The 20038-nt window shown below is 48.9% G+C and carries 19 protein-coding genes; 17 read left to right on the forward strand and 2 right to left on the reverse strand.

The window, feature by feature from the left end:
* The first annotated feature begins 259 nt into the window (after positions 1 to 259).
* From BMW43_RS10160 to pta, 5 genes are all read left to right on the forward strand, one after another.
* Entirely contained in the window at positions 260 to 1123 is an 864-nt protein-coding gene (locus BMW43_RS10160; RefSeq protein ID WP_091746606.1) for a Cof-type HAD-IIB family hydrolase, read from the forward strand.
* A 105-nt stretch (positions 1124 to 1228) separates the two neighbouring features.
* Positions 1229 to 2110, forward strand: coding sequence for an NAD(P)-dependent oxidoreductase (locus BMW43_RS10165; protein WP_342725405.1), 882 nt, complete (start codon positions 1229 to 1231; stop codon positions 2108 to 2110).
* A 33-nt stretch (positions 2111 to 2143) separates the two neighbouring features.
* Positions 2144 to 2440: a putative quinol monooxygenase gene (locus tag BMW43_RS10170; protein ID WP_091746612.1), complete on the forward strand. Its 297-nt coding sequence runs from the start codon at positions 2144 to 2146 to the stop codon at positions 2438 to 2440.
* 55 nt (positions 2441 to 2495) lie between these two features.
* Positions 2496 to 2765, forward strand: a complete 270-nt coding sequence (locus BMW43_RS10175; RefSeq protein ID WP_091746615.1) for a GIY-YIG nuclease family protein — start codon at positions 2496 to 2498, stop codon at positions 2763 to 2765.
* Between the two features lie 107 nt (positions 2766 to 2872).
* A complete protein-coding gene (gene pta / locus BMW43_RS10180; RefSeq protein ID WP_091746617.1) occupies positions 2873 to 3862 on the forward strand; it encodes a phosphate acetyltransferase in 990 nt (329 codons plus the stop codon).
* 420 nt (positions 3863 to 4282) lie between these two features.
* Here pta and BMW43_RS10185 read toward each other — a convergent pair whose 3' ends face one another.
* On the reverse strand, positions 4283 to 4537 hold the full coding sequence (locus BMW43_RS10185) for a hypothetical protein (protein ID WP_091746620.1): 255 nt from the start codon (positions 4535 to 4537) through the stop codon (positions 4283 to 4285).
* Between the two features lie 224 nt (positions 4538 to 4761).
* Between BMW43_RS10185 and pdxR the strand changes: the two genes are divergently transcribed.
* From pdxR to larAH10, 12 genes are all read left to right on the forward strand, one after another.
* Positions 4762 to 6255, forward strand: a complete 1494-nt coding sequence (gene pdxR / locus BMW43_RS10190; RefSeq protein WP_091746623.1) for a MocR-like pyridoxine biosynthesis transcription factor PdxR — start codon at positions 4762 to 4764, stop codon at positions 6253 to 6255.
* 34 nt (positions 6256 to 6289) lie between these two features.
* Positions 6290 to 7171: a pyridoxal 5'-phosphate synthase lyase subunit PdxS gene (gene pdxS / locus BMW43_RS10195; protein ID WP_091746626.1), complete on the forward strand. Its 882-nt coding sequence runs from the start codon at positions 6290 to 6292 to the stop codon at positions 7169 to 7171.
* 21 nt (positions 7172 to 7192) lie between these two features.
* Positions 7193 to 7765 carry a pyridoxal 5'-phosphate synthase glutaminase subunit PdxT gene (pdxT, locus tag BMW43_RS10200; RefSeq protein ID WP_091746628.1) on the forward strand — a complete coding sequence of 191 codons (573 nt, stop codon included), beginning with the start codon at positions 7193 to 7195 and terminating at the stop codon, positions 7763 to 7765.
* A gap of 399 nt (positions 7766 to 8164) precedes the next feature.
* A complete protein-coding gene (locus tag BMW43_RS10205) occupies positions 8165 to 11158 on the forward strand; it encodes a sigma 54-interacting transcriptional regulator (RefSeq protein ID WP_091746631.1) in 2994 nt (997 codons plus the stop codon).
* Positions 11124 to 11600: a PTS sugar transporter subunit IIA gene (locus tag BMW43_RS10210; protein WP_091746634.1), complete on the forward strand. Its 477-nt coding sequence runs from the start codon at positions 11124 to 11126 to the stop codon at positions 11598 to 11600. Before BMW43_RS10205 ends, BMW43_RS10210 begins: the two co-directional genes overlap by 35 nt.
* A gap of 103 nt (positions 11601 to 11703) precedes the next feature.
* The gene (gene gatB / locus BMW43_RS10215; RefSeq protein WP_091746636.1) at positions 11704 to 11991 is read left to right on the forward strand and encodes a PTS galactitol transporter subunit IIB; all 288 of its coding nucleotides are present in this window, start codon (positions 11704 to 11706) and stop codon (positions 11989 to 11991) included.
* Positions 11992 to 12179: 188 nt separating this feature from the next.
* Positions 12180 to 13553 (forward strand): PTS galactitol transporter subunit IIC, encoded by a 1374-nt coding sequence (locus BMW43_RS10220; RefSeq protein ID WP_091746639.1) that lies wholly within the window; start codon positions 12180 to 12182, stop codon positions 13551 to 13553.
* A gap of 120 nt (positions 13554 to 13673) precedes the next feature.
* Entirely contained in the window at positions 13674 to 14987 is a 1314-nt protein-coding gene (locus tag BMW43_RS10225; protein ID WP_091746642.1) for a class II D-tagatose-bisphosphate aldolase, non-catalytic subunit, read from the forward strand.
* A 25-nt stretch (positions 14988 to 15012) separates the two neighbouring features.
* The gene (locus BMW43_RS10230) at positions 15013 to 16056 is read left to right on the forward strand and encodes a galactitol-1-phosphate 5-dehydrogenase (protein ID WP_177173542.1); all 1044 of its coding nucleotides are present in this window, start codon (positions 15013 to 15015) and stop codon (positions 16054 to 16056) included.
* 396 nt (positions 16057 to 16452) lie between these two features.
* Positions 16453 to 17865, forward strand: a complete 1413-nt coding sequence (locus BMW43_RS10235; protein WP_091746644.1) for a sodium:solute symporter family protein — start codon at positions 16453 to 16455, stop codon at positions 17863 to 17865.
* Position 17866: 1 nt separating this feature from the next.
* Positions 17867 to 18283, forward strand: a complete 417-nt coding sequence (locus BMW43_RS10240) for a HutP family protein (RefSeq protein WP_091746647.1) — start codon at positions 17867 to 17869, stop codon at positions 18281 to 18283.
* A complete protein-coding gene (larAH10, locus tag BMW43_RS10245; protein WP_342725409.1) occupies positions 18280 to 19620 on the forward strand; it encodes an NPN-dependent 2-hydroxyacid racemase, LarAH10 family in 1341 nt (446 codons plus the stop codon). The genes BMW43_RS10240 and larAH10 overlap by 4 nt, the downstream gene beginning before the upstream one ends.
* A gap of 112 nt (positions 19621 to 19732) precedes the next feature.
* Here the strand turns inward: larAH10 and BMW43_RS10250 are convergent.
* A partial coding sequence (locus BMW43_RS10250; RefSeq protein WP_143050605.1) for an IS3 family transposase occupies positions 19733 to 20038 on the reverse strand: 306 nt, incomplete at its 5' end.

Consider the following 20038-nt stretch of genomic DNA (forward strand, 5'->3'; position numbering starts at 1 on the left):
CCGTCAATTCCTTTAAAAAAGTATCATAAATACGGGGATCTTGCAATACCGGTTGTGGTATGGCCCTGTTCCATGGTATAAAGAAAGCAGGCGGCATAATAGCGGTTTTTCGGCTGTCCGGAGGGAAACAAACAGCGGCAAAATTATTTTCCCGGCATTTTTGCTGTAAATGGGAAAAAACCGTCAGGATATGCCAGCCGAGTGAATAAAGCAGGTTTTTTTTAGGCAATAGTAAGACGTGGCGGCAGGAGGACGGAATATGACCTATAAGCTGGTTTGTATTGACATAGACGGAACATTGCTTAATAGTAAAAGTAAAATTACCGATACGACCAAAGCGGCGATAAAAAAGGCCCATAATCAGGGGGTGCATATCGTTGTCAGCACCGGCAGAATGTATACCGACGCCGCCTATTATTCCGACCTGGTGGGCGTAAAGTCACCGGTTATTGCTTCGAACGGCGCGTTTATCAAGGAGAAAGACAAAGGTGAGGTTATTTATCAGAGTGTGTTAGGAGAGCAACTGGCACTTGAAATTTTGGAGGTGTTTCGCTCCTATCGGATCAGTCCCTTTTTTTGTACACCCCATAAATTTTATTATGGCAGTATATTTTTTAAGCTTTTTTATTTTCTGGCCCAGCTTAGCGGGCAGAGACGCAATGTGCTTGACACGGAATATGTGTCCTCCTGGCAGCGCTGGCGCAAGGTGCTGCGGCAGGAGCGGGAGAATATTGTGAAGTGCGAGGTTATTCATCGTAATATTCATTCCCTTGGCCCGTTTAGGGAACGGCTCCAAAGGATAAACCATTTAGAAATTATCAATTCATCCAAGCATAATATTGAATTAACCGCCAAGGGCGTTTCCAAGGGGCGGGCGGTGCAAATCCTTGCCGACTTTTACCAGGTTGAACGGGAAGCGGTGCTGGCGATTGGCGACAGTGAAAATGATGTGTCGATGCTGGAATATGCCGGTATGGGCATTGCTATGGGCAATGCCGCGGCGGTGGTTAAGCAAAAGGCCGATTACGTGACTGATACTAACGACCGCGATGGCGTGGCCAAAGCTCTTTATAAGTTCGTCCTGACCGAACAGCCGGCAGACCGGCAGTATGAATTTTCCTGAAGCAGGCAGGAAGATGAAGAAAAAGGCGGTAATCTTTACAGTAAGCCGGTGAATCAGTTCGGGCCGGCAGAGAGTTGTTGGGAAGTCAATTGAGCAAAAAGGAGATTGAGTCATATGGGATTACCGACAATCGGATTTATCGGTACAGGTGTTATGGGGAAAAGCATGGCCGGCCATTTGCTGCAGGCTGGCTACTCGTTGCAGGTATATAACCGGACAAAGGCCAAGGCCCAGGAACTGCTGGACCAGGGGGCCGCTTGGGCTGCTTCGCCGGGTGACGCCGCGGCGGCGTGTGATATCGTCGTTACTATGATAGGCTATCCCAAGGATGTGGAAGAGATTTATCTGGGAGACGGCGGTTTGATCGCCCGGGCTCAAGCGGGCACGATTTTAATCGACATGACCACTTCGTCGCCGCTGCTGGCCCGCAGGCTGTATGCGGCGGGGGCGGAAAAGGGTGTCCGGGTATTGGATGCGCCTGTATCCGGTGGGGATGTCGGCGCCAGAGATGGCAAACTGTCTATTATGGTTGGCGGCGACGAGGAGGTTTTTCAAAAAGCCGCTCCGCTGTTTCAGTGCATGGGGACTAATATTGTCCTGCAGGGGCCGGCCGGAGCCGGGCAGCATACCAAAATGTGTAACCAGATTGCTATTGCTTCCAATATGATGGGGGTTTGTGAAGCCATGTCCTATGCGGTTAAGGCGGGCTTGGACCCGAACCGTGTCCTGACCAGCATCGCCACAGGAGCTGCCGCCAGCTTTTCATTGAGCAATCTGGCGCCGCGCATGCTGCGCGGTGATACGGCCCCCGGTTTTTATGTGAAGCATTTTATTAAAGATATGAAAATTGCTATTGAGGCGGCGGAAGAAATGAGCCTTATTCTTCCCGGTCTGTTGCAGGCAAAAGCCCTGTATGAGAAGCTGGCTGCCGCCGGGCATGAAAATAGCGGCACCCAGGCGCTTTATCTGCTGTATAGCGGAGAGTAATAAGCTAATTACGGAGAAGGGATGTGTAGAGTAATGGTAATTGTAATCGCAAGACTGAAGGTCCGGACAGGAAAAAAGGGTGAACTGTTTAAACTGGCGCAACATATTCTGGCCGAGACCCGCCAGGAAGAGGGCTGCATCAGCTATGAGCTGATGGATGATCCTTACAGTGAGGAAAATTGCGCGTTTGTAGAACGTTGGACTGACCGGGCCGCGCTGACCCGTCATATGCAAACCCCTCACTTTAGCGACTGGCGGCAAAAATCAGCCGACTATCTGACCGGCCCTTCGGACGTCTCTCTCTATCAGGCGGAACCAACGGGGCTATAAAAAAACAGTTGATCCACCCGCCTGGGGGGATCAACTATTGTTTAGGAGTCAAGCAATGGCTTTTACCTATATATTGGAATGTGCCGACGGCACTTTTTATACCGGCTGGACGGTTGACCTTACGGCACGGCTGGCGGCGCATAACGCAGGAACAGCCTCCAAGTATACTCGCTGCCGGCTGCCGGTCAGGCTGGCGTATTTTGAAGAATTTACCGAAAAAACGGATGCCCGAAAACGGGAAGTGGCAATCAAACGGTTGAGCCGACGGGAAAAAGAATATTTGATAGTAATAAAAAAGACAGAGTCTTGCGAAAATAAAGAATGACGGCAAGTAGGCAGGATTTAGCTCCCGGATTGAAGAAGTGAAAGATCAGATCTGACGATACCGCCAGCAAAATGAAAGCAGCGAGAATTTGATAGGGAGAGATCAACATGAGTATACTTGAGCAACTGAAACAAAAAGCCAAAGCCGATAAAAAGCGGATTCTCTTACCGGAGGCCACTGACCTGCGGGTGATTCAGGCAGCCAGCATGGCTATAAAGGAAGATATTGCCGAGGTTATATTAATCGGTTCACGGGATGAGATTTTAAAAAATGCCGGTTCTATCGATTTGTCCGGCGCTACTATCATTGATCCGCGCACTTCGGAGAAACGCCAACACTACAGCGAGGCCTTCTATGAGCTGCGTAAGTCTAAGGGCATGACGCCGGAAAAGGCGGCGGCCTTAATGGAAGATCCGGTGTATTTTGGTATGATGATGGTAAAAGAAAATGATGCCGACGGTCTGGTATCGGGGGCTATCCATTCCACCGCGGATACACTTCGTCCGGCCCTGCAGATTGTCAAGACGGCACCAGGGTCCAAGCTGGTATCCACTTTCTTTATTATGTCCATTCCTGATTGTGAGTATGGCGATAATGGAACGCTGCTTTTCGCCGACTGCGCCCTGAATGAAAGCCCCAATGCCGAGCAGCTTTCGGAAATTGCCATTGCCACAGCGACCAGCATGAAGCAAATGCTGGGCATTACGCCGTCGGTAGCCATGCTGTCCTACTCAACGATGGGCAGCGCTCATAGTGAACATACCGAGAAGGTCGTTCAGGCCACTGCCTTAGCCAAACAAAAAGCGCCGGATATATTGATCGACGGCGAAATGCAGCTCGATGCCGCCCTGGTACAGCGGGTGGCCAGCCTGAAAGCGCCGCAAAGCAAGGTGGCCGGTGCAGCCAATGTGTTGATCTTCCCGGACTTGAATGCCGGCAACATTGGCTATAAACTGGTTGAACGGCTGGCGAAAGGTGAGGCTTACGGACCGGTTACCCAGGGCCTGGCAAGGCCGATCAATGATTTATCCAGGGGCTGCAAAGCTGAAGATATCGTAGCTGTCGTTGCCATTACCGCCGTGCAGGCACAAGCATAAGAATTATCAGGAAAACAAGACTGTTGTGCTAAGAAAAGCGTAGCAGTCTTGTTTTTGTTTCTTGTTCGGCCTTTTCCGGAACGTAGGATGAAAAATTGCCGGCTTACGTTAATAAATCCGCGCTGTGCCCTTTGGGTATTTGTTTGAGCGAAGCGAGTTTACGGATTTTAGTAAGCCGGCAATTTTTTACATGATCAGAAAACATAGACTTTCTGATCATAAGTAAGAACGACTAAAGCTTCTGTCTTCGTCCTTAGGGACTCGACACAAGCCAAGTCTTTTCTTAAGTTTTTTGGAGGACAGGCCTGGACTTTTGGGTCCCTTTGTGGCAATGACAAAGGGACGACAGACTATTTCTCCACACATACGGGCTGCCGCAAAATGACTTTGTTCATTTTATGGCAGCCTCGTTTTCTGGTATTAGGGCAAGCGCATGGGCATATCGGTTACCCAGCCGTTCAGAAAAGTACCGTCCTGATTGAAAACATATTTATAAGTATGTTCCTGTAATTGCACCATGAACACGGTAGTCTCATCGTAATGGTACCAGCAGCCTTGCTGTTGATAATAAAAAGGCACCGGATCATCGGTAGGAATCCAGCCCCAACTGCCATAGGCTGCTATAGGCAGCGACAGATAAAGCAGTATGAAGAGCATTTGTACCAGTTTTTTCATCTTCATCCCTCCGCTTTGTATAGTATTCCCATTTTATGGAGGATTAAGCCGCTGTTGCCGGGTACGCAAAGGAGAGACCGCAAGGCTGGCAGAATAAAAAAATCAAAACAAGGGGAAAACTGGTCGTATATAATTAGACGAAAACTGGCAGTTGACGACAAGCCAGATAAAGAGTATCGTTACAGCATAGGGATTTGCCTGCGTAAGCAGGCGGGAGGTTACATATGCTTTTGCTGAATTTGGATGAGTCCGGCCGGACACCGCCATACCAGCAAATTTTTCTTCAAATGAAGGACAAAATTGAGCTGCAGGTGTTACGACCGGGAGACAAGCTGCCTTCCACCCGTAAGCTGGCCGAACAGTTGGGCGTTCACCGGTCTACTGTTGCCAGCGCTTACCAGGAATTATGGGCTCAGGGTTATATTGAGCAGCGTCATGGTTGCCGGCCGGTTGTCCGGGAGCGCATGCAGATGGCAACGGCCAAAGACCGGGAGCAGGAAGGCTGGGTACGCTGGCAGGCTGTTACTTCGGCTGCCAGTGTCAGTCTATGGAAACAGTGCCGGGAAATGAAACCTGCCGTCGCTGGTGAAACCGGCGGCGAAGTGATTGATTTTAGCAGTCTTGATATGGATGGGCGGTTATTTCCGGTAGACCATTTCCGCGTTTGCCTGGACCAGGCATTAAAGACGGAAGGGACAGCTCTCTTAGGTTATGGCGACCGGGCCGGCTATATGCCGCTGCGAGAGTATATTGCCGGACATCTGCGCAGCCATGGCATTACAATTACGGCGGAAGAAATATTGATTACCAACGGGCTGCAACAGGGCATTGATTTGGTTTTCCGTATGCTTGCCGCGCCGGGGCAGGCTGTGGCGATTGAATCTCCCACATACAATAAAATTATACCGTTGCTGCGCTTTTGCGGACTGAAACCGCTGGAAGTCCCTGTTCGGCACGATGGCATGGATTTGACGATGCTGGAAGAGGTCTTGCGCAGGGATAAACCTGTTCTGGTATACACTATGCCCAACTCGCAAAACCCTACAGGGATCAGTACCAGCCAGACTCATCGCGAGCAATTGCTGTCATTATGCGAAACCTACCGGGTGCCTATTCTGGAGGACGGCTTTGAAGAAGAAATGAAGTATTTTGGTAAAGCAGCACTACCCATTAAGTCAATGGATAAACACCATTTGGTGATTTATGCCGGGACTTTTTCCAAAGTACTTTTTCCGGGTGTCCGGATAGGCTGGATCGCGGCGGAAAGAGAATGTATCGACCGGCTGTTGTCCATCCGTTATTTCAGTGACACGTCGTCCAGCATGATTTTGCAGGCCGGTATATATAAGTTTTGCCAAAGTGGTCATTATGCCCGGCATATCAATAAAATGCGCCGGGTATTCCGCAGCAGGATGCAAACGGCAATAAAAGCCTTTGACGAATACATAGCATCCGATTGGGCCGAGTGGATACAGCCCAGCGGTGGCTATTTGATTTGGATGAAGCTCAAATCGCCTGCTCCTGTCAGACGGGACGAGTGGGAAAGCCTAATGCTGAGGAAGGGCGTCTGTGCTGCCTGGGGAACGCTGTTTTTTGCCGGAGAAACAGGAGAAAGCTATATTCGCCTGTCCATTTCCAAACTGAATGAACAAGAAATTGAAACCGGAATTTGCCGCTTGGGAGATGTGTTGCGGGAAGTCTGGAATAATAAGACTTGATTCGATAAAGATAAAATTAGGGGAGGAATTTACTATGCAACAAGGTACATTTCGGGTAAAAGCCGGTCTGGCGGAAATGCTCAAGGGCGGCGTCATTATGGATGTTACGACACCGGAACAGGCAAAGATTGCGGAGGAGGCCGGCGCTTGCGCGGTTATGGCGCTGGAACGGGTCCCGGCTGATATCCGGGCTGCCGGTGGCGTGGCCCGGATGGCTGATCCTACGATTGTGCAGCGCATTATGGATGTGGTTACCATCCCGGTGATGGCGAAGGCCCGGATTGGTCATTTTGTGGAGGCTCAAATCCTGGAAAGTCTTGGCGTGGACTATATTGATGAGAGTGAAGTGCTGACTCCGGCAGATGATAAATACCATATTAATAAACACAATTTCAAAGTGCCCTTTGTTTGTGGCGCAAAAAATCTGGGCGAAGCGCTGCGGCGGATTGCCGAAGGTGCGGCTATGATCAGGACCAAAGGAGAACCGGGGACCGGCAATGTGGTGGAAGCGGTCAGGCATATTCGCGTGGTGATGAGTGAAATCCGTCAATTGCAGAATTTGCCTGCCGAGGAAGTTGCGTCCTTTGCTAAAAATATAGCGGCTCCTTATGAACTGGTTTTGGAAGTAAAAAAACTAGGCCGTCTGCCGGTAGTCAATTTTGCGGCCGGCGGGATCGCAACTCCTGCCGACGCGGCTCTGATGATGCAACTCGGCTGTGACGGCATCTTTGTCGGTTCAGGCATTTTTAAATCGGGAGATCCGGAACAACGGGCTAAAGCTATCGTGGCAGCGACCACCTACTACAATGATCCAAAAATCCTGGCGGAAGTATCTCAGGATCTGGGAGAACCTATGGTAGGAATTGAAATTGACACTTTGCCGCCCCATGAGCGCATGCAGGAACGCGGCTGGTAGAACAGGGAAGAAGGGTAAACGATGAAAATCGGTGTATTAGCTTTGCAAGGGGCATTCCGTGAGCACCTGACTGTTTTGGAACGATGCGGTGCAGAAGCGGTGGAGGTCAGACAGCCCGGAGAGCTGGAAGGCATCGGCGGACTAATTTTGCCGGGTGGTGAAAGTACGACGATTGGCAAGCTGATGGTTGAGTGGGACCTCATGGAAACTATCCGGCAGCGGACGAAAGAAGGTATGGCTGTTTATGGAACCTGTGCCGGCATGATTCTATTGGCAAAGTCGATTGTTGACAGTGATCAGCCGCGCTTGGGTCTTATGGATACCACCGTACGGCGCAATGCCTTCGGACGGCAGGTGGAAAGTTTTGAGGAGGACCTGACCGTGCCGGAATTGGCCGGCGGACCTGTACGGGCCGTATTTATCCGGGCGCCGCTAATTGAAGAAGTGGGGGCAAATGTTGCGGTGATGGCCCAAGTAAACGGTAAGGCCGTCATTGCCCGCCAGGACAATATGCTGGTTACTTCTTTTCATCCGGAGCTAACCGGCGATGACCGGATTCACCGCTATTTTCTCAGCATGATAAAGCAGGAATAACGGAAAAATCACTCGCTGCTCCAGCATGTCCATGATTGAATACAGGTTTTAAAACAGGCAGGATATCTTTTGTAGATATCCTGCCTGTTTGTTTAACGGCAATTATCCAGGGAGATGTGGTTTGGCAGAGAGCCGGGATATATCACCTAACCGGAAAACTATAGCAAATCCCTTTAGCAGGATATTGCACAAACTATATAACACATGATAGCTGGGCGAAAGAGTAAAAATATGCAATAGTTTGTGGTATGCTTTGTGGTGAAGGGTGACTGAAAATTTTTACTATTTAAAAGAATTGCAGGACATTTACTGATGTTGGAGCATGAACTTTAAAGTTTGTAAAAAAATCAAACGACTTTGGCACAACATTTGCAATATATACTGAATGGAGGGGTTAGCTTGCTGAAAAAATTGCTCTCGTTAATTGAAACGGAAGATAAGAAAAATCCCATGACCGATGAGGAGTTGGCGAAACGTTTGGGCGTGGGGCGGGAAAAGGTTAATGAGCTGAGGCAAGCCGTTGATATTCCAAGTTATCTTATTCGGCGGGAGACCGTACTGATTGAAGCATTAACCGCCATATTGGAGAAAGAGCCGGGCATTTCTCAGCGCAAAGTAGTTCTGGAGCTAAATAAAAGCGGGTTTCAGATTTCAGCCTTTGGCCTGAATCGTTACAAGCAGCAAATTGGTGAGCTTAGAAACCGTTTGCTACACAAAACCCGACCGGCTGCGCAGCGTGCCGCACGTTCTGTGCCGGCTGCTATCGAACAAGATTTCTTTTCCGGGATTGTTGGCTATAACGGCAGCTTGAGTCAGGTTATTAAGCTGGCAAAGGCCGCTGTGCTGTATCCGCACTATGGGCTGCACACCCTGATTTCCGGCAGTACTGGTGTGGGAAAAAGTCAGCTTGTGGAAGAAATTCATCGCTTCGCTCAGGCGGTACGCAAAACGACGATTCCGCTGGTGGTGTTTAACTGTGCGGATTATGGTGACAATCCGCAGCTATTGGTGGCACAGCTTTTTGGCTATAGTAAAGGCAGTTTTACCGGGGCAGATACGGATCGGGTCGGGCTTGTGGAAAAGGCCAACAAGGGCATTCTTTTTTTAGACGAGATCCATCGCTTGCCGCCGAAAGGGCAGGAAATTCTCTTTCGCATTATGGATAAAGGGCAGTTTTCACGTTTAGGTGAGACAGAGCAAATCCGTAAAGTTAACCTCATGATTATTGGCGCTACAACAGAGAATATTGAGTCCAGCCTGTTAAATACCTTTCGCCGCCGCATTCCGGTAGCCATACAAATTCCTCCCCTGGAAGGCAGGCCAAACTCCGAACGGTATAAGCTGATCAAACTGTTTTTCTCCGGTGAGGCTTCCCGTGTCAATAAGCGGATTCAGGTTCCGAAAGAAATCATGAAACTGCTGGTATTGTACAAATGTGCCGGTAATGTAGGACAGTTAAAATCGGATATTCAGGTTATTTGTGCCAAGGCTTTTTTGCATGTTATGTCCGGCACCGAAGAGGTCATGAAAATCAGCATGAACGATTTGCCGGGACATATAACAAATCAACTTATGAATGTGGTGGAACAGAAAGCAGACCTTGATGTTTTTATTGATGAGGAGGTTGAAATGACTCCTCATGCCGAACCGCTTCAAGTTTCGCCTTTGCAGGAAGAAATTTCGGAATATAACATTTATCAGTTTATGGAAAAAAGAATGCAGGAATTATTGGAAGAGCATTCCTCTTCTGAAGCTAAAGCGGTCTTGGCTGCGGAACTTGAAAGTAAAATTAAAGCTACTTCTTTAAATATCGAGCATAAATATGCTGGTATTTCCAAGGCTATTTTGCGCGATCTGGTTGGGGAAGATCTGATGGGGGCCTTAGCCGATTTAGAGCAAATATTGGCAACTGAGCTCGGCACCCAGGATGTTTCTATTTTTAAAATATTATGCCTGCATTTAAGTGCAGCCGTAGAACGGCTGCGGGCAGGAAAACCGATTATCAATCCCCAGTGTGAGCATATAAAAAGCAGCTACCGTAAAGAATTTCGAATTGCCCTGAAAATTACCAGAATGCTCAGTATGAAATTAGACTTGCCTTTTCCAGAAGATGAAGCTGGCTTTATTGCCTTATATCTCAATCACTTTTTCACTAAACAGCAAAGAAATCAACCATCTGATTACAATGTGGGCTTGCTTATCGTGACCCATGGGGAAGTTGCCAAGGCGCTGCTTGATATTGCGCAGGTGATTGTCGGCATCCGCCATGGAATCGCTATCTCCATGGGGATTGAGGAAACTGTGGAAAGCGTGTACGAACGGGTAAAACAAGCGGTAAGAGTGGTTAATCGAGGCAGCGGGGTATTGTTTTTGGTGGACATGGGTTCATTAATCAACTTAGGTGAATTAATCACTGAAGAACTTGGTATTCCTACCCGGGTTATTGCCCGTGTAGACACACTGCTGGCCATGGAAGCGATCCGCAAATCTGTGGCACCGGCAGCAACATTATATACCGTATACGATTCGTTAATTGAGCTGGGTGATATGTTTCCGCGCGTACCGACAAAAATGAGTAGTGACGGGAAACGCAAGTTGAAAAAAACGATCATTACGACCTGCTTTACCGGCCGCGGCACAGCTTTAAAGATAAAGCGGGTCATTGAGGATAAGTTGCGGCTGCTCAAGCGTGATATCGAAGTCATTCCCCTGGGTCTGGTTAAAAGCGAGACAGACATTTCCAAAGAAATTCTGTATCTGCAGCAAGCCAACCGGGAGATCGTTCTGATTACGGGTATGGTAAATCCCCATTGCCAGGACATCCCGTTTCTGCCGTTCGAGGAAGTTTTGAACAGCGAAAAGTTTGACACCTTCATTGCTAATATAAAATTGCAAGATGAGCTGTTGCATGACAGGAACCTGCCTGACAGCTCGCCTGTGACACTGGAAGAATTGTTTGATGAGCAGTTGGTCCGCGTGTTTTATTCGCCAACGGCCAAGGATGAGCTTATTAAAATCATGGCAGACGTCATGTGCCGGGAGAAATATGTAAATGAAAATTTTTATGGCGATATTATGGAAAGGGAAAGCTGGGCTACTTCTTATATAGGCGATCATATGGCAATCCCCCATACGGCTACCATGGTCAATATCATAAAACCGGGGATTGCGATTGCGGTTTTGAAAAATCCTTCGCCCTGGGAAGAGGAGGAAATTCATATTGCCTTTGTTCTTGCCTTAAAAACAGAGCATAAAGATTTATTTCTTAAGTTTTTCACTTTAATCAAAGAAACGGATCTGATTGATCGGGTACGAAAACTAACAGATCCTAATTCCATTATTGCGGAGGTCGTACATTATGTCAGAAATTCAGAAAGCTGTAGCTGCCATTGATCCGTCTTTGGTAAGAATTGGCGTGGCGGCAGCAAGTTGCGAAGAACTGGTTGCCGCTATGGGGACAGTGCTGCTGGAGAAAGGGTTTGTTAAACCGTCGTATGTACAAGCGCTGCTAGAGCGGGAACGGGAATTTCCTACCGGCATAGCTGCCGCCGGTGTTGGTGTGGCCATCCCGCATTCGGATGCCAGTCATGTCTTGCAAACAACCACGGCCGTTTGGGTACTTAAGGAGCCTGTCCCGTTTCATGTGATGGGCGGAGCCGAAGAGGATATTATCAGTGTAGGCATTGTTTTCATGCTGGCCATTAATAATCCACAGGATCATCTGGCTTTTTTACAACGCCTGCTGGGGCTTTTTGCCAACGAAGCTATCATGAGTGGAATTCGAAGAGCCGGTGATCCGGTCATCGTGGCAGAGATTATTAATCAGGCCATATAGCGATAGACAGCAATAAAGCTGGGTTTTTATAAAAAGCTAGTCTGAGCTCAATGCTTCTATCTTATATAGCTGGAGCTAATCGTGCTGAAAGGAGGTGAATGATATGAAGAAGCGGGTTATTGTGGCTTGTGGCGGTGCGGTGGCAACGTCTACTGTTGCAGCCAATCGCATTGTCGAGTTATGCAAAAAAGAAGGTGTTGATATTGAAATTGTACAGTGCCGTGTATCAGAAATCAGTGCTAACTGCCAAAATCAAAAGGTGGATTTAATTGTTACCACATCGCGGGTTACGAAGGATTATGGAATCCCTTTGGAAAGTGGCATGCCCTTTGTATCCGGTGTGGGCGCAAAGGAAGCCGGCGAAAAAATTCTGGCCCATCTGCGAAAATAAAAAAGGCTCCTGGTTAACTGAAGCGGCTAGGCTGACAGTATAACTACCAGGAGTAAAACTACCTACTATAAAAATACCGTAAATGGACGAATAAGTCCAGCTTATATCGTACTTTTCTTATGATGTGGGCAGAAAAAATTACAAAATTACGCATAAAATGATTCAATACATTGAGGAGGCATGTAAGGATGGAGTTCATTCAATATATTTTAAAATTGGGTCCTTCGGTTATGTTGCCGATCGTCATCTTTATCTTTGCGCTATTGTTGGGACAGAAGCCGGGGCGCGCTTTCCGGTCCGGGGTTATGATTGGTATCGGCTTTATCGGAATTGGTCTTGTTATTAGTTTAATGTTGAATAATTTAGGACCGGCAGCGAAACTAATGGCAGAACGTTTTGGTGTCAGTCTGACAGTGGTTGATGTCGGCTGGCCGGGCTCTTCGCCGATGACCTGGGCCTCTCAGATAGGTGGGTTATCTATTCCTGTTGCTGTAGCCGTCAATGTGGTCATGCTGGTATTGGGGCTGACCAGAGTGGTGAATGTGGATATTTGGAATATCTGGCATATGGCGTTCACTGGCGCGCTGCTGCATATTGCTACCGGTAATTTAATGATCGGTCTGGCCGGTGTGGCCATTCATGCAGCGATTGTATTCAAGTTAGGCGACTGGTTTGCACCGGTTGTAGAAAAGTATTATGACTTAAAAGGAGTGGCTATACCGCACGGTACTTCCGCTTATTGCGGGCCGATAGCCGTTCCGATTGAATGGCTGCTCAATCGCATTCCCGGCATTAGAGATATTAATTTCAATTCGGAAAAAATTGAAGAAAAATTTGGTGTAATCGGTGAGCCGATGATCATCGGTTTGATTTTAGGCTGCATTATTGGCGCTATGGCCGGTTACGGCGCTGACCTGGTTATGCAGTTAGGCATGCAGATGGCGGCTGTTATGGTGTTGATGCCGAAAGTGGTTAAATGCATTATGGAAGGCTTGCTGCCTGTAGCCGATTCGGCAAGAGAACTGCTGGAAAAGAAGTTCTCCGGCAAAAAGTTTTATATCGGTTTGGACCCGGCTCTGCTGTTAGGGGACTCGCAAGTAGTTGCGGCCAGTCTGCTGTTTGTGCCGTTAACCTTAATTATTGCGGCTATTGTGCCTGGCAATAAGGTCTTGCCGTTTGGTGATCTGGCGACAATCGGGTTTTTTGTTGCCATGGCGGTGGGAATCCATGGCGGTAATTTGTTTAGAACGCTGATTTCCGGTTTTGTGATTATGGCTGGGACGCTCTGGATTTCTACTCAGACCATTGGACTTCATACGATATTGGCGCAACAAGCGGGGACTAAACTGGCAGCCGGCGTAACACAGGTCGCCTCTATGGATCAGGGCGGCAGTCCGATAACCTATATTTTGCTCCAGTTATTCAACCCCGATAATGTAGCAGGCTTGGTAGTAATAGGTGTCATCTATATTGCATCTGTCCTGCTGACTATAAAATATTCCCAAGGGATCAGCAAAGAATTGAAGCAGGCTGAGGAACAGTCATCTTCTTATAAAGCATAGCGGTTGGTGGAGAAAGGGGCTGGAGAGCAAGCTCTGGCCCTTATTTCTTGTCAGCCGACCTGGATCACCTTAGCAGAGTGCTAAGAATTTTCGGTCAACCGGAGAGGAGAGGGGACTATTATGCAAACGGAACATCCGTTGCAAAATTTAATAAAAGAACGGAAAAAAAGTGTCTGGCAAGGAATTTATTCGATATGCAGCGCCAACGAATACGTCATTGAAGCCGCTTTAGAACGGGGACTGGTGGATGATCAATTCATATTGATTGAAGCGACGGCCAACCAGGTAAATCAATTTGGCGGTTATACCGGTATGCAACCGGCCGATTTTCGTGATTTTGTCTATCGGATTGCGCAAAAGGTTGAGTTTCCACTGGAAAAGCTGATTTTAGGCGGCGATCATTTGGGACCGCTGACCTGGAAGAATGAACCGGCCGCTACAGCTATGGAAAAGTCCCGCGAATTAATCAAACAGTATGTAGCAGCCGATTTTACTAAAATTCACCTGGATACCAGTATGCATTTGGGTGACGACGACAGGGAAAATCCCCTGGATACGGCGGTGATTGCGGAGCGTGGTGCCGTTTTATGCCGGGAAGCGGAAGCAGCTTATGCCCTGCTTAAAGAAGGCAATCCCGACAGTCTTCACCCGGTCTATGTGATTGGGAGCGAAGTGCCGATCCCCGGTGGAAGTCAGGAAGAAGAGGAAGGTATTCAGGTCACAAAAGCAGAGGATTTCAAAAATACGCTGGCAACCTTCCGCCAGGCTTTTGCAGCACATAACCTGCTGCCTGCCTGGGAGTATGTCATTGCCGTTGTGGTACAGCCGGGAGTGGAGTTTGGCGATGAGAGTATTCATAGCTATGATCGTACGGCTGCCGGTGAACTGACTGGGGCGCTAAAGCAGTATCCGGACGTGGTGTTTGAAGGTCATTCTACCGATTATCAAACACCGCAGGCCCTAAAAGAAATGGTTGAGGATGGGATTGCCATTTTAAAAGTAGGGCCGGCCTTGACTTTTGCCATGAGAGAAGGCTTGTTTGCTTTGGCCCGCATTGAAAAAGAACTGTTTCAATTTCATCCGGAAGTGGAACAGTCAAATTTCATGGATGTGTTAGACTGGTATATGGGGAGTAATCCTGTGTACTGGAAATCGCACTACCATGGTCCTTCGGACAAAGTACGCTATGCGAGAAAGTTTAGCTTTTCTGACCGCTGCCGTTATTATCTGCCGCTGCCCGAGGTTAAATTAGCATTGGACAAATTGATTCATAATCTTCAGTCGGTCACGATTCCGCTTACGGTAATCAGTCAGTACCTGCCTGTGCAATACCATAAGATTAGGACGGGAAACTTGAAAAATGAGCCGGAAAGGCTGTTGAAGGACCGGATTATCAATTGTATTGACGACTATGTATACGCAATTAAACAATGACCAAAAGCCATGGGGAGGCAGGGATATGGATAAGATGAGAGCATTGGTCGCTTACGGTCCGAATGACCTGCGACTGGAAAAAATAGATATTCCCGGATTTCAGGCAGATGAGGTACTGATTCAGGTTAAGGCGTGTGGCATTTGCGGCTCCGATATGCCGCGGGCTCTGCAGGGGGCAGTGCACAGCTATCCGATTGTTTTTGGGCATGAATTCTCCGGTTGTGTGGCTGCCGTAGGAAGTCAGGTGACACAGGTTAAGGCAGGAGACAGGGTAACGGCGGCTCCCCTTTTGCCTTGCGGAACTTGCCGGTATTGCCGGATGGGACGACCGGCCATGTGCGAAACCTATGATTTTATTGGGTCACGCCGGCAGGGAGCCTTTGCCGAATATATCGCAGTGAAGGCCGCAAATGTTATTTCGCTGGCACCGGATACCGACTATTTAGCCGGTGCTATGATTGAGCCTATTTCGGTAGCTCTCCATGGTATTGGCAGAGTCCGTATGCAGGCAGGAGCTACAGTGGCCGTATTTGGTGCCGGTACTATTGGCTTGCTGACATTGCAATGCTTAAAGGCCATAGGTGCCGGCAAGGTATATGTCGTGGATGTAGTGGAGGCTAAACTTGACATAGCAAAACAATTAGGGGCTGATGTGATTATTAATGCCATGGTTTGTGATCCGGTACAATTTATGCAGGAACACGGACAACCTTCCGCGGTATTTGAAACAGCCGGCACGCCGATTACCCAGAGGCAAAGCATAGAAGCAGTAGAAAAGCTGGGGAAGGTTTCTTTTATCGGCACAGCTACCAGAGACTTTCTGTTGCCGCCCCATAGCTTTGAAAAAATTTTGCGCGGTGAACTGGAAGTAACCGGCTCCTGGATGTCCTATAGCGCACCATATCCGGGGTATGAATGGCCTGCCGTCGCTTTGCTGCTGGAACAGGGGAAAATAAAGACCGAACCGTTGATTACACATAAGTTTAAGCTGGAAGACGGGCTTGCCGCTTTTACCACAATGGCAGATAAAACAAGTAATGCCATAAAAGTTATGTTTGTTATGCAATAACCAGACAAATTGCTATAGCCTGTAAGGATGAGGCCGCCGTCCGGTGCTGTACCGGATTGGCGGCCTTCAGGCTTTACCGGAAGGCGGTAACTATTTCAATTATCGGCTAATGGCAGGTTTTCTGTGAAGATCAGTAAAAAATAGGATAAAGCAATGCCTACCGGTTGTCTTTTGTATGTGTACATATGGTCTGAACTTATTGCGCTGAATTGACAATTATCCCTTATTTCCCGGAAAACAGATTGACAGTAGGCCAAAAAGCTTGTTACTATAAACAGGTAGAATAGTAGAATGGTTAGTAAACCAACAAGCTGGGGCGACATAAAAGGCACAGGCACTCCGACTTTGGAGTGCTTTTTTTACTTAGCCCAAAAGTAGAAAGGTAGGATGGAGAAATTGAATATTCAACTGGTTATTATTATTGCGTACATTTTTGTGCTGTTCGGGATCAGTATGTATGTAAAACGGCGTACTGAGAGCAGCTCGGGTTTTTTATTTGCCGGCCGTAAGCTGACCACGCCGCTGGTAGCGGCCAATATTGCCGGCACGGCCATTGGCGCTGCGTCGACCATCGGTGTTTCGGAAAATGCCTTTCAGTTCGGCATTGCCGCCGGCTGGTACAATGTGGCCTGGGCGGCTGGCGCGGTGAGCATGGCTCTGGTGGCGGCGAAAAAATACCGTGAGCTAAATTGCACCACTATTCCGGAACTGTTTGAACGTTATTACGATAAAAAGGGGCAGATGGTTGCGGTTATTGGCATGATCACTATTCAACTGGTCATTACTTCGCTCCAGTATATTGCCGGTGGGGCTATTCTTTCCTCACTTTTACCGGATATTTTTTCTTTACAGACTGGCATGATCACCAGCGCAATCGTGTTTATCGGCACTACTGTTTTAGGCGGTTTATGGTCCTCCGGATTATCGAACATATTAAGCGTATCACTCATCTATGTGGGCATTCTGGTTAGTACACTGACTATTGTTGCCAAGCAGGGAGGCCTGACGGCCATAGCGGCAGCATTGCCGCCCGATGTTGACTGGTTCGGCCCGCTGGGCGGTTTCGGACTGGTGACGGTAGCCGGTTGGTTTGCCGTAATGATGACCCAGACAATTACGGCCCAGGGACCGGTACAGGTAGCCTGTGCGGCAACCAGCGGTCAAGTTGCAAAAAAGGGTTTTCTGTGGGGAGCGCTGCTCATGCTGCCGACAGGTTTTTTGTGCGCCATTATGGGAGTTGTCGCTCGGGCGGCGCATCCGGCCATGAAGGCAACACTGGCTATGCCTTATATGATTATGGGTCTTGACCCGATTATTTCCGGATTGACACTGGCTGCACTCTGGGCTGCTGATGTGGCGACTGCCTGCCACATATTGCTGGCGGCAGGAACGTTATTTACCCAGGATATCTACAAGCGGTTTATTCAGCCGGACATCAACGATAAGAAGTATACCCTGGTAAACCGGTACGCTATACTGGTTTTGGGCTTGCTAACCTTATGGCTGGCCTTTAATGCCGTAGGCATTGTCAAAACCATGATGATTGGTTTAAGCCTGACTACAGCTTTTACACTGGTGTTTTTGTTTACCATGTTTGCACCGCAGTTTTGCCGGAAAAATTCAGCCTTTTATACAACGGTGGCAGGGATACTGGCTTTGGTTGCCTATCAATTTGTTCCGGCGGTTAAAGCGCTGGGACAGCCCATTTATATAGAGTGGGTCGTGTGCCTGGTTGCTTTCTTTGGAACCTATCTGTTCGATAAAGAACCGATTGCCAATACAATATCAATAAAACAGGAGGCTGTATAACGTGGAAGTCAGCAGTGTAGATGTGGGCAAGGCGGCACTGGCCATGGCGATCAGCGAGGATAGGCGGGCCGAGCAGGCTTGCCAGGAGCAGTTTGGCGGCAAAGGGATATTGACGGTGGCCGTTGATTTTGGCGGCGAATATTTGTCGTCGGTTAAAAAGATTATTGAACGGGCGGTTGTCGCAGCGCAGCGACAGGGATTGGTGAAAAATGACCATGTCGGCGAAGGGGCGGTGGCCGGTGCGGCTCACGCGGCGCTGGAACAGATCACGCCTAAGGCAGCGGGGCTGAATGTAGGCGGTAAAATCGGGATTGCCCGCAGCGGTGAACATCTGTGTGTAGCCATTTATTTTGGCGTCGGTGTGCTGAATCTGAACGAAGTGGCCGTGGGCTTGGCGCATAGGTCGCTGGGACAATGAGTGACACAGGCAATAGGCTGGAACTGGAAGGGGTTAGCGATAAGATGCAGGAAATAGAACTGGCTTTTGGTGAACAGAGCCTTCGTTTGGTATTACCGGACGTACAGTGTGTGGATGTGGTGGAAGGAAGTCTGACGCCCGGTGTAGGTAATATTGTAGAGGCGGCCCGCCAGGCTTTAGCCGAGCCGGTTGGCGAGCCGCCTTTGCGCCACAAGGTAAAGGCAACGGACAAGGTGGTTATTATTGTCTCAGATATTACCCGGCGTTGGGTGCGGCACGATTTGTTCCTGCCGGTGCTGCTGGACGAATTGAACGCTGCCGGTATTGCCGACAAGCAGATTACGGTACTGGTCGCCCTGGGGGCGCACCGGCCCCACAGTCAGGAGGAAAACCTGCTGGCTTACGGGCAGGCGGTGGTTGAACGGGTGACCATTGCGCAAAGCTATGCACCGGAAACCGATCAGTTTGTCCGGTTGGGCACGACCAGCCGCGGTGTGCCCGTAACCGTCAACCGGCGGGTGGTGGAGGCCGACCGGGTAATTCTGACCGGCGGCATCTGTTATCACCCGATGGCCGGCTTTGGGGGCGGACGTAAAGCCATTCTGCCAGGCGTGTCCGGTTATGACAGTATTCAGGGAAACCACCGGTTTTGTCTAAGCAAGGTCGAGGGAGACGGTGTCAATCCCCACAGCGCTTCCGGCCGTCTGAACGATAATGAAATGCACCTGGATATGATGGAAATGGCGGAAATGGTTAAACCTGACTTTTTATTCAATGTGGTGCTTAATCCGGAAGGGGAGATTGCTGCTTTCTTCGCCGGCCACTGGCTGAAAGCCTGGCAGGCGGGCTGCAAGAAGGTTGAGGAAATCTACGGCGTGCCGGTGGAGCAGGCGGCCGACCTGGTGATTGTGTCTGCCGGCGGGGCGCCGAAGGATATGAATTTTTATCAGGCCTGTAAAGCCATTCAAAATGCCGCCGGTGCCGTCAAACCCGGTGGCCTGATGATCGCCGTGATGGAATGCCGTGATATTGAGGATCCCCCCGACTTTAGCCAGTGGTTTCACTATCCATCGCTGCTGGAGGCGGAACAGGCGTTACGGGTAGCGTTTACCGTACCCGGTTTTATTGCGCTGAAAACAGGCTATATTGCCCGCGAGCTTCCCATTATTGTGGTCACGCTGGCTGAGAATGCAGCGTTTTTTGCCAGAACGGGTATCCAGGCCGTTACCGGTCTGGAGGAAGCGCTGCAATTGGCGGCTAAACGGCTTGACCTGCCGAACAGCCGGATCATAGTCTTGCCCCATGGCGGCAGCACTTTGCCGCTAATTGGCGCATAGAAGGAAGCAATTTGGCAGGAAAAATTAGAAAGCCCCTGCTTTACGAGTAGTATGGACCGCCCCAGGAAGGGTAGACACAAAAGAGAAAAGCCAGTCGTAGAATATCTTTGTGTTAAGCCGACTGACGCCGTTTTTCGGCTGGCGTCAGTCGGTATTTGATTTGGAAACGCTCGAAATTGTAAAAATGGATGTAGTCGTCAATCAGTTCCTGAGCCTGTGTTAAGGTTTGGATCTTCTGGCGGTGAATGCACTCTGCTTTGAGAATAGAAAAGAAGTTTTCAGCCATAGCATTATCGTAAGGATTTCCTCGTCTTGACATGGAGGGCATAATGCCATATTCTTTAGTCAGGTTGAAATATGCTTGTGAGGTGTATTGAAACCCCTGGTCGCTGTGGAGGTAGAGTTCCCCGGCGACCTT

The sequence above is a fragment of the Propionispora vibrioides genome (genome assembly GCF_900110485.1).
GTDB lineage: Bacteria > Bacillota > Negativicutes > Propionisporales > Propionisporaceae > Propionispora > Propionispora vibrioides.

What these genes read in the sequence shown, in the direction of transcription:
- BMW43_RS10160 (WP_091746606.1), top strand. Translation starts at nt 260, where the DNA reads ATGACCTATAAGCTGGTTTGTATTGACATAGACGGAACATTGCTTAAT.
- BMW43_RS10170 (WP_091746612.1), top strand. Translation starts at nt 2,144, where the DNA reads ATGGTAATTGTAATCGCAAGACTGAAGGTCCGGACAGGAAAAAAGGGT.
- BMW43_RS10175 (WP_091746615.1), top strand. Translation starts at nt 2,496, where the DNA reads ATGGCTTTTACCTATATATTGGAATGTGCCGACGGCACTTTTTATACC.
- pta (WP_091746617.1), top strand. Translation starts at nt 2,873, where the DNA reads ATGAGTATACTTGAGCAACTGAAACAAAAAGCCAAAGCCGATAAAAAG.
- BMW43_RS10185 (WP_091746620.1), bottom strand. Translation starts at nt 4,537, where the DNA reads ATGAAAAAACTGGTACAAATGCTCTTCATACTGCTTTATCTGTCGCTG.
- pdxR (WP_091746623.1), top strand. Translation starts at nt 4,762, where the DNA reads ATGCTTTTGCTGAATTTGGATGAGTCCGGCCGGACACCGCCATACCAG.
- pdxS (WP_091746626.1), top strand. Translation starts at nt 6,290, where the DNA reads ATGCAACAAGGTACATTTCGGGTAAAAGCCGGTCTGGCGGAAATGCTC.
- pdxT (WP_091746628.1), top strand. Translation starts at nt 7,193, where the DNA reads ATGAAAATCGGTGTATTAGCTTTGCAAGGGGCATTCCGTGAGCACCTG.
- BMW43_RS10210 (WP_091746634.1), top strand. Translation starts at nt 11,124, where the DNA reads ATGTCAGAAATTCAGAAAGCTGTAGCTGCCATTGATCCGTCTTTGGTA.
- gatB (WP_091746636.1), top strand. Translation starts at nt 11,704, where the DNA reads ATGAAGAAGCGGGTTATTGTGGCTTGTGGCGGTGCGGTGGCAACGTCT.
- BMW43_RS10220 (WP_091746639.1), top strand. Translation starts at nt 12,180, where the DNA reads ATGGAGTTCATTCAATATATTTTAAAATTGGGTCCTTCGGTTATGTTG.
- BMW43_RS10225 (WP_091746642.1), top strand. Translation starts at nt 13,674, where the DNA reads ATGCAAACGGAACATCCGTTGCAAAATTTAATAAAAGAACGGAAAAAA.
- BMW43_RS10230 (WP_177173542.1), top strand. Translation starts at nt 15,013, where the DNA reads ATGGATAAGATGAGAGCATTGGTCGCTTACGGTCCGAATGACCTGCGA.
- larAH10 (WP_342725409.1), top strand. Translation starts at nt 18,280, where the DNA reads ATGAGTGACACAGGCAATAGGCTGGAACTGGAAGGGGTTAGCGATAAG.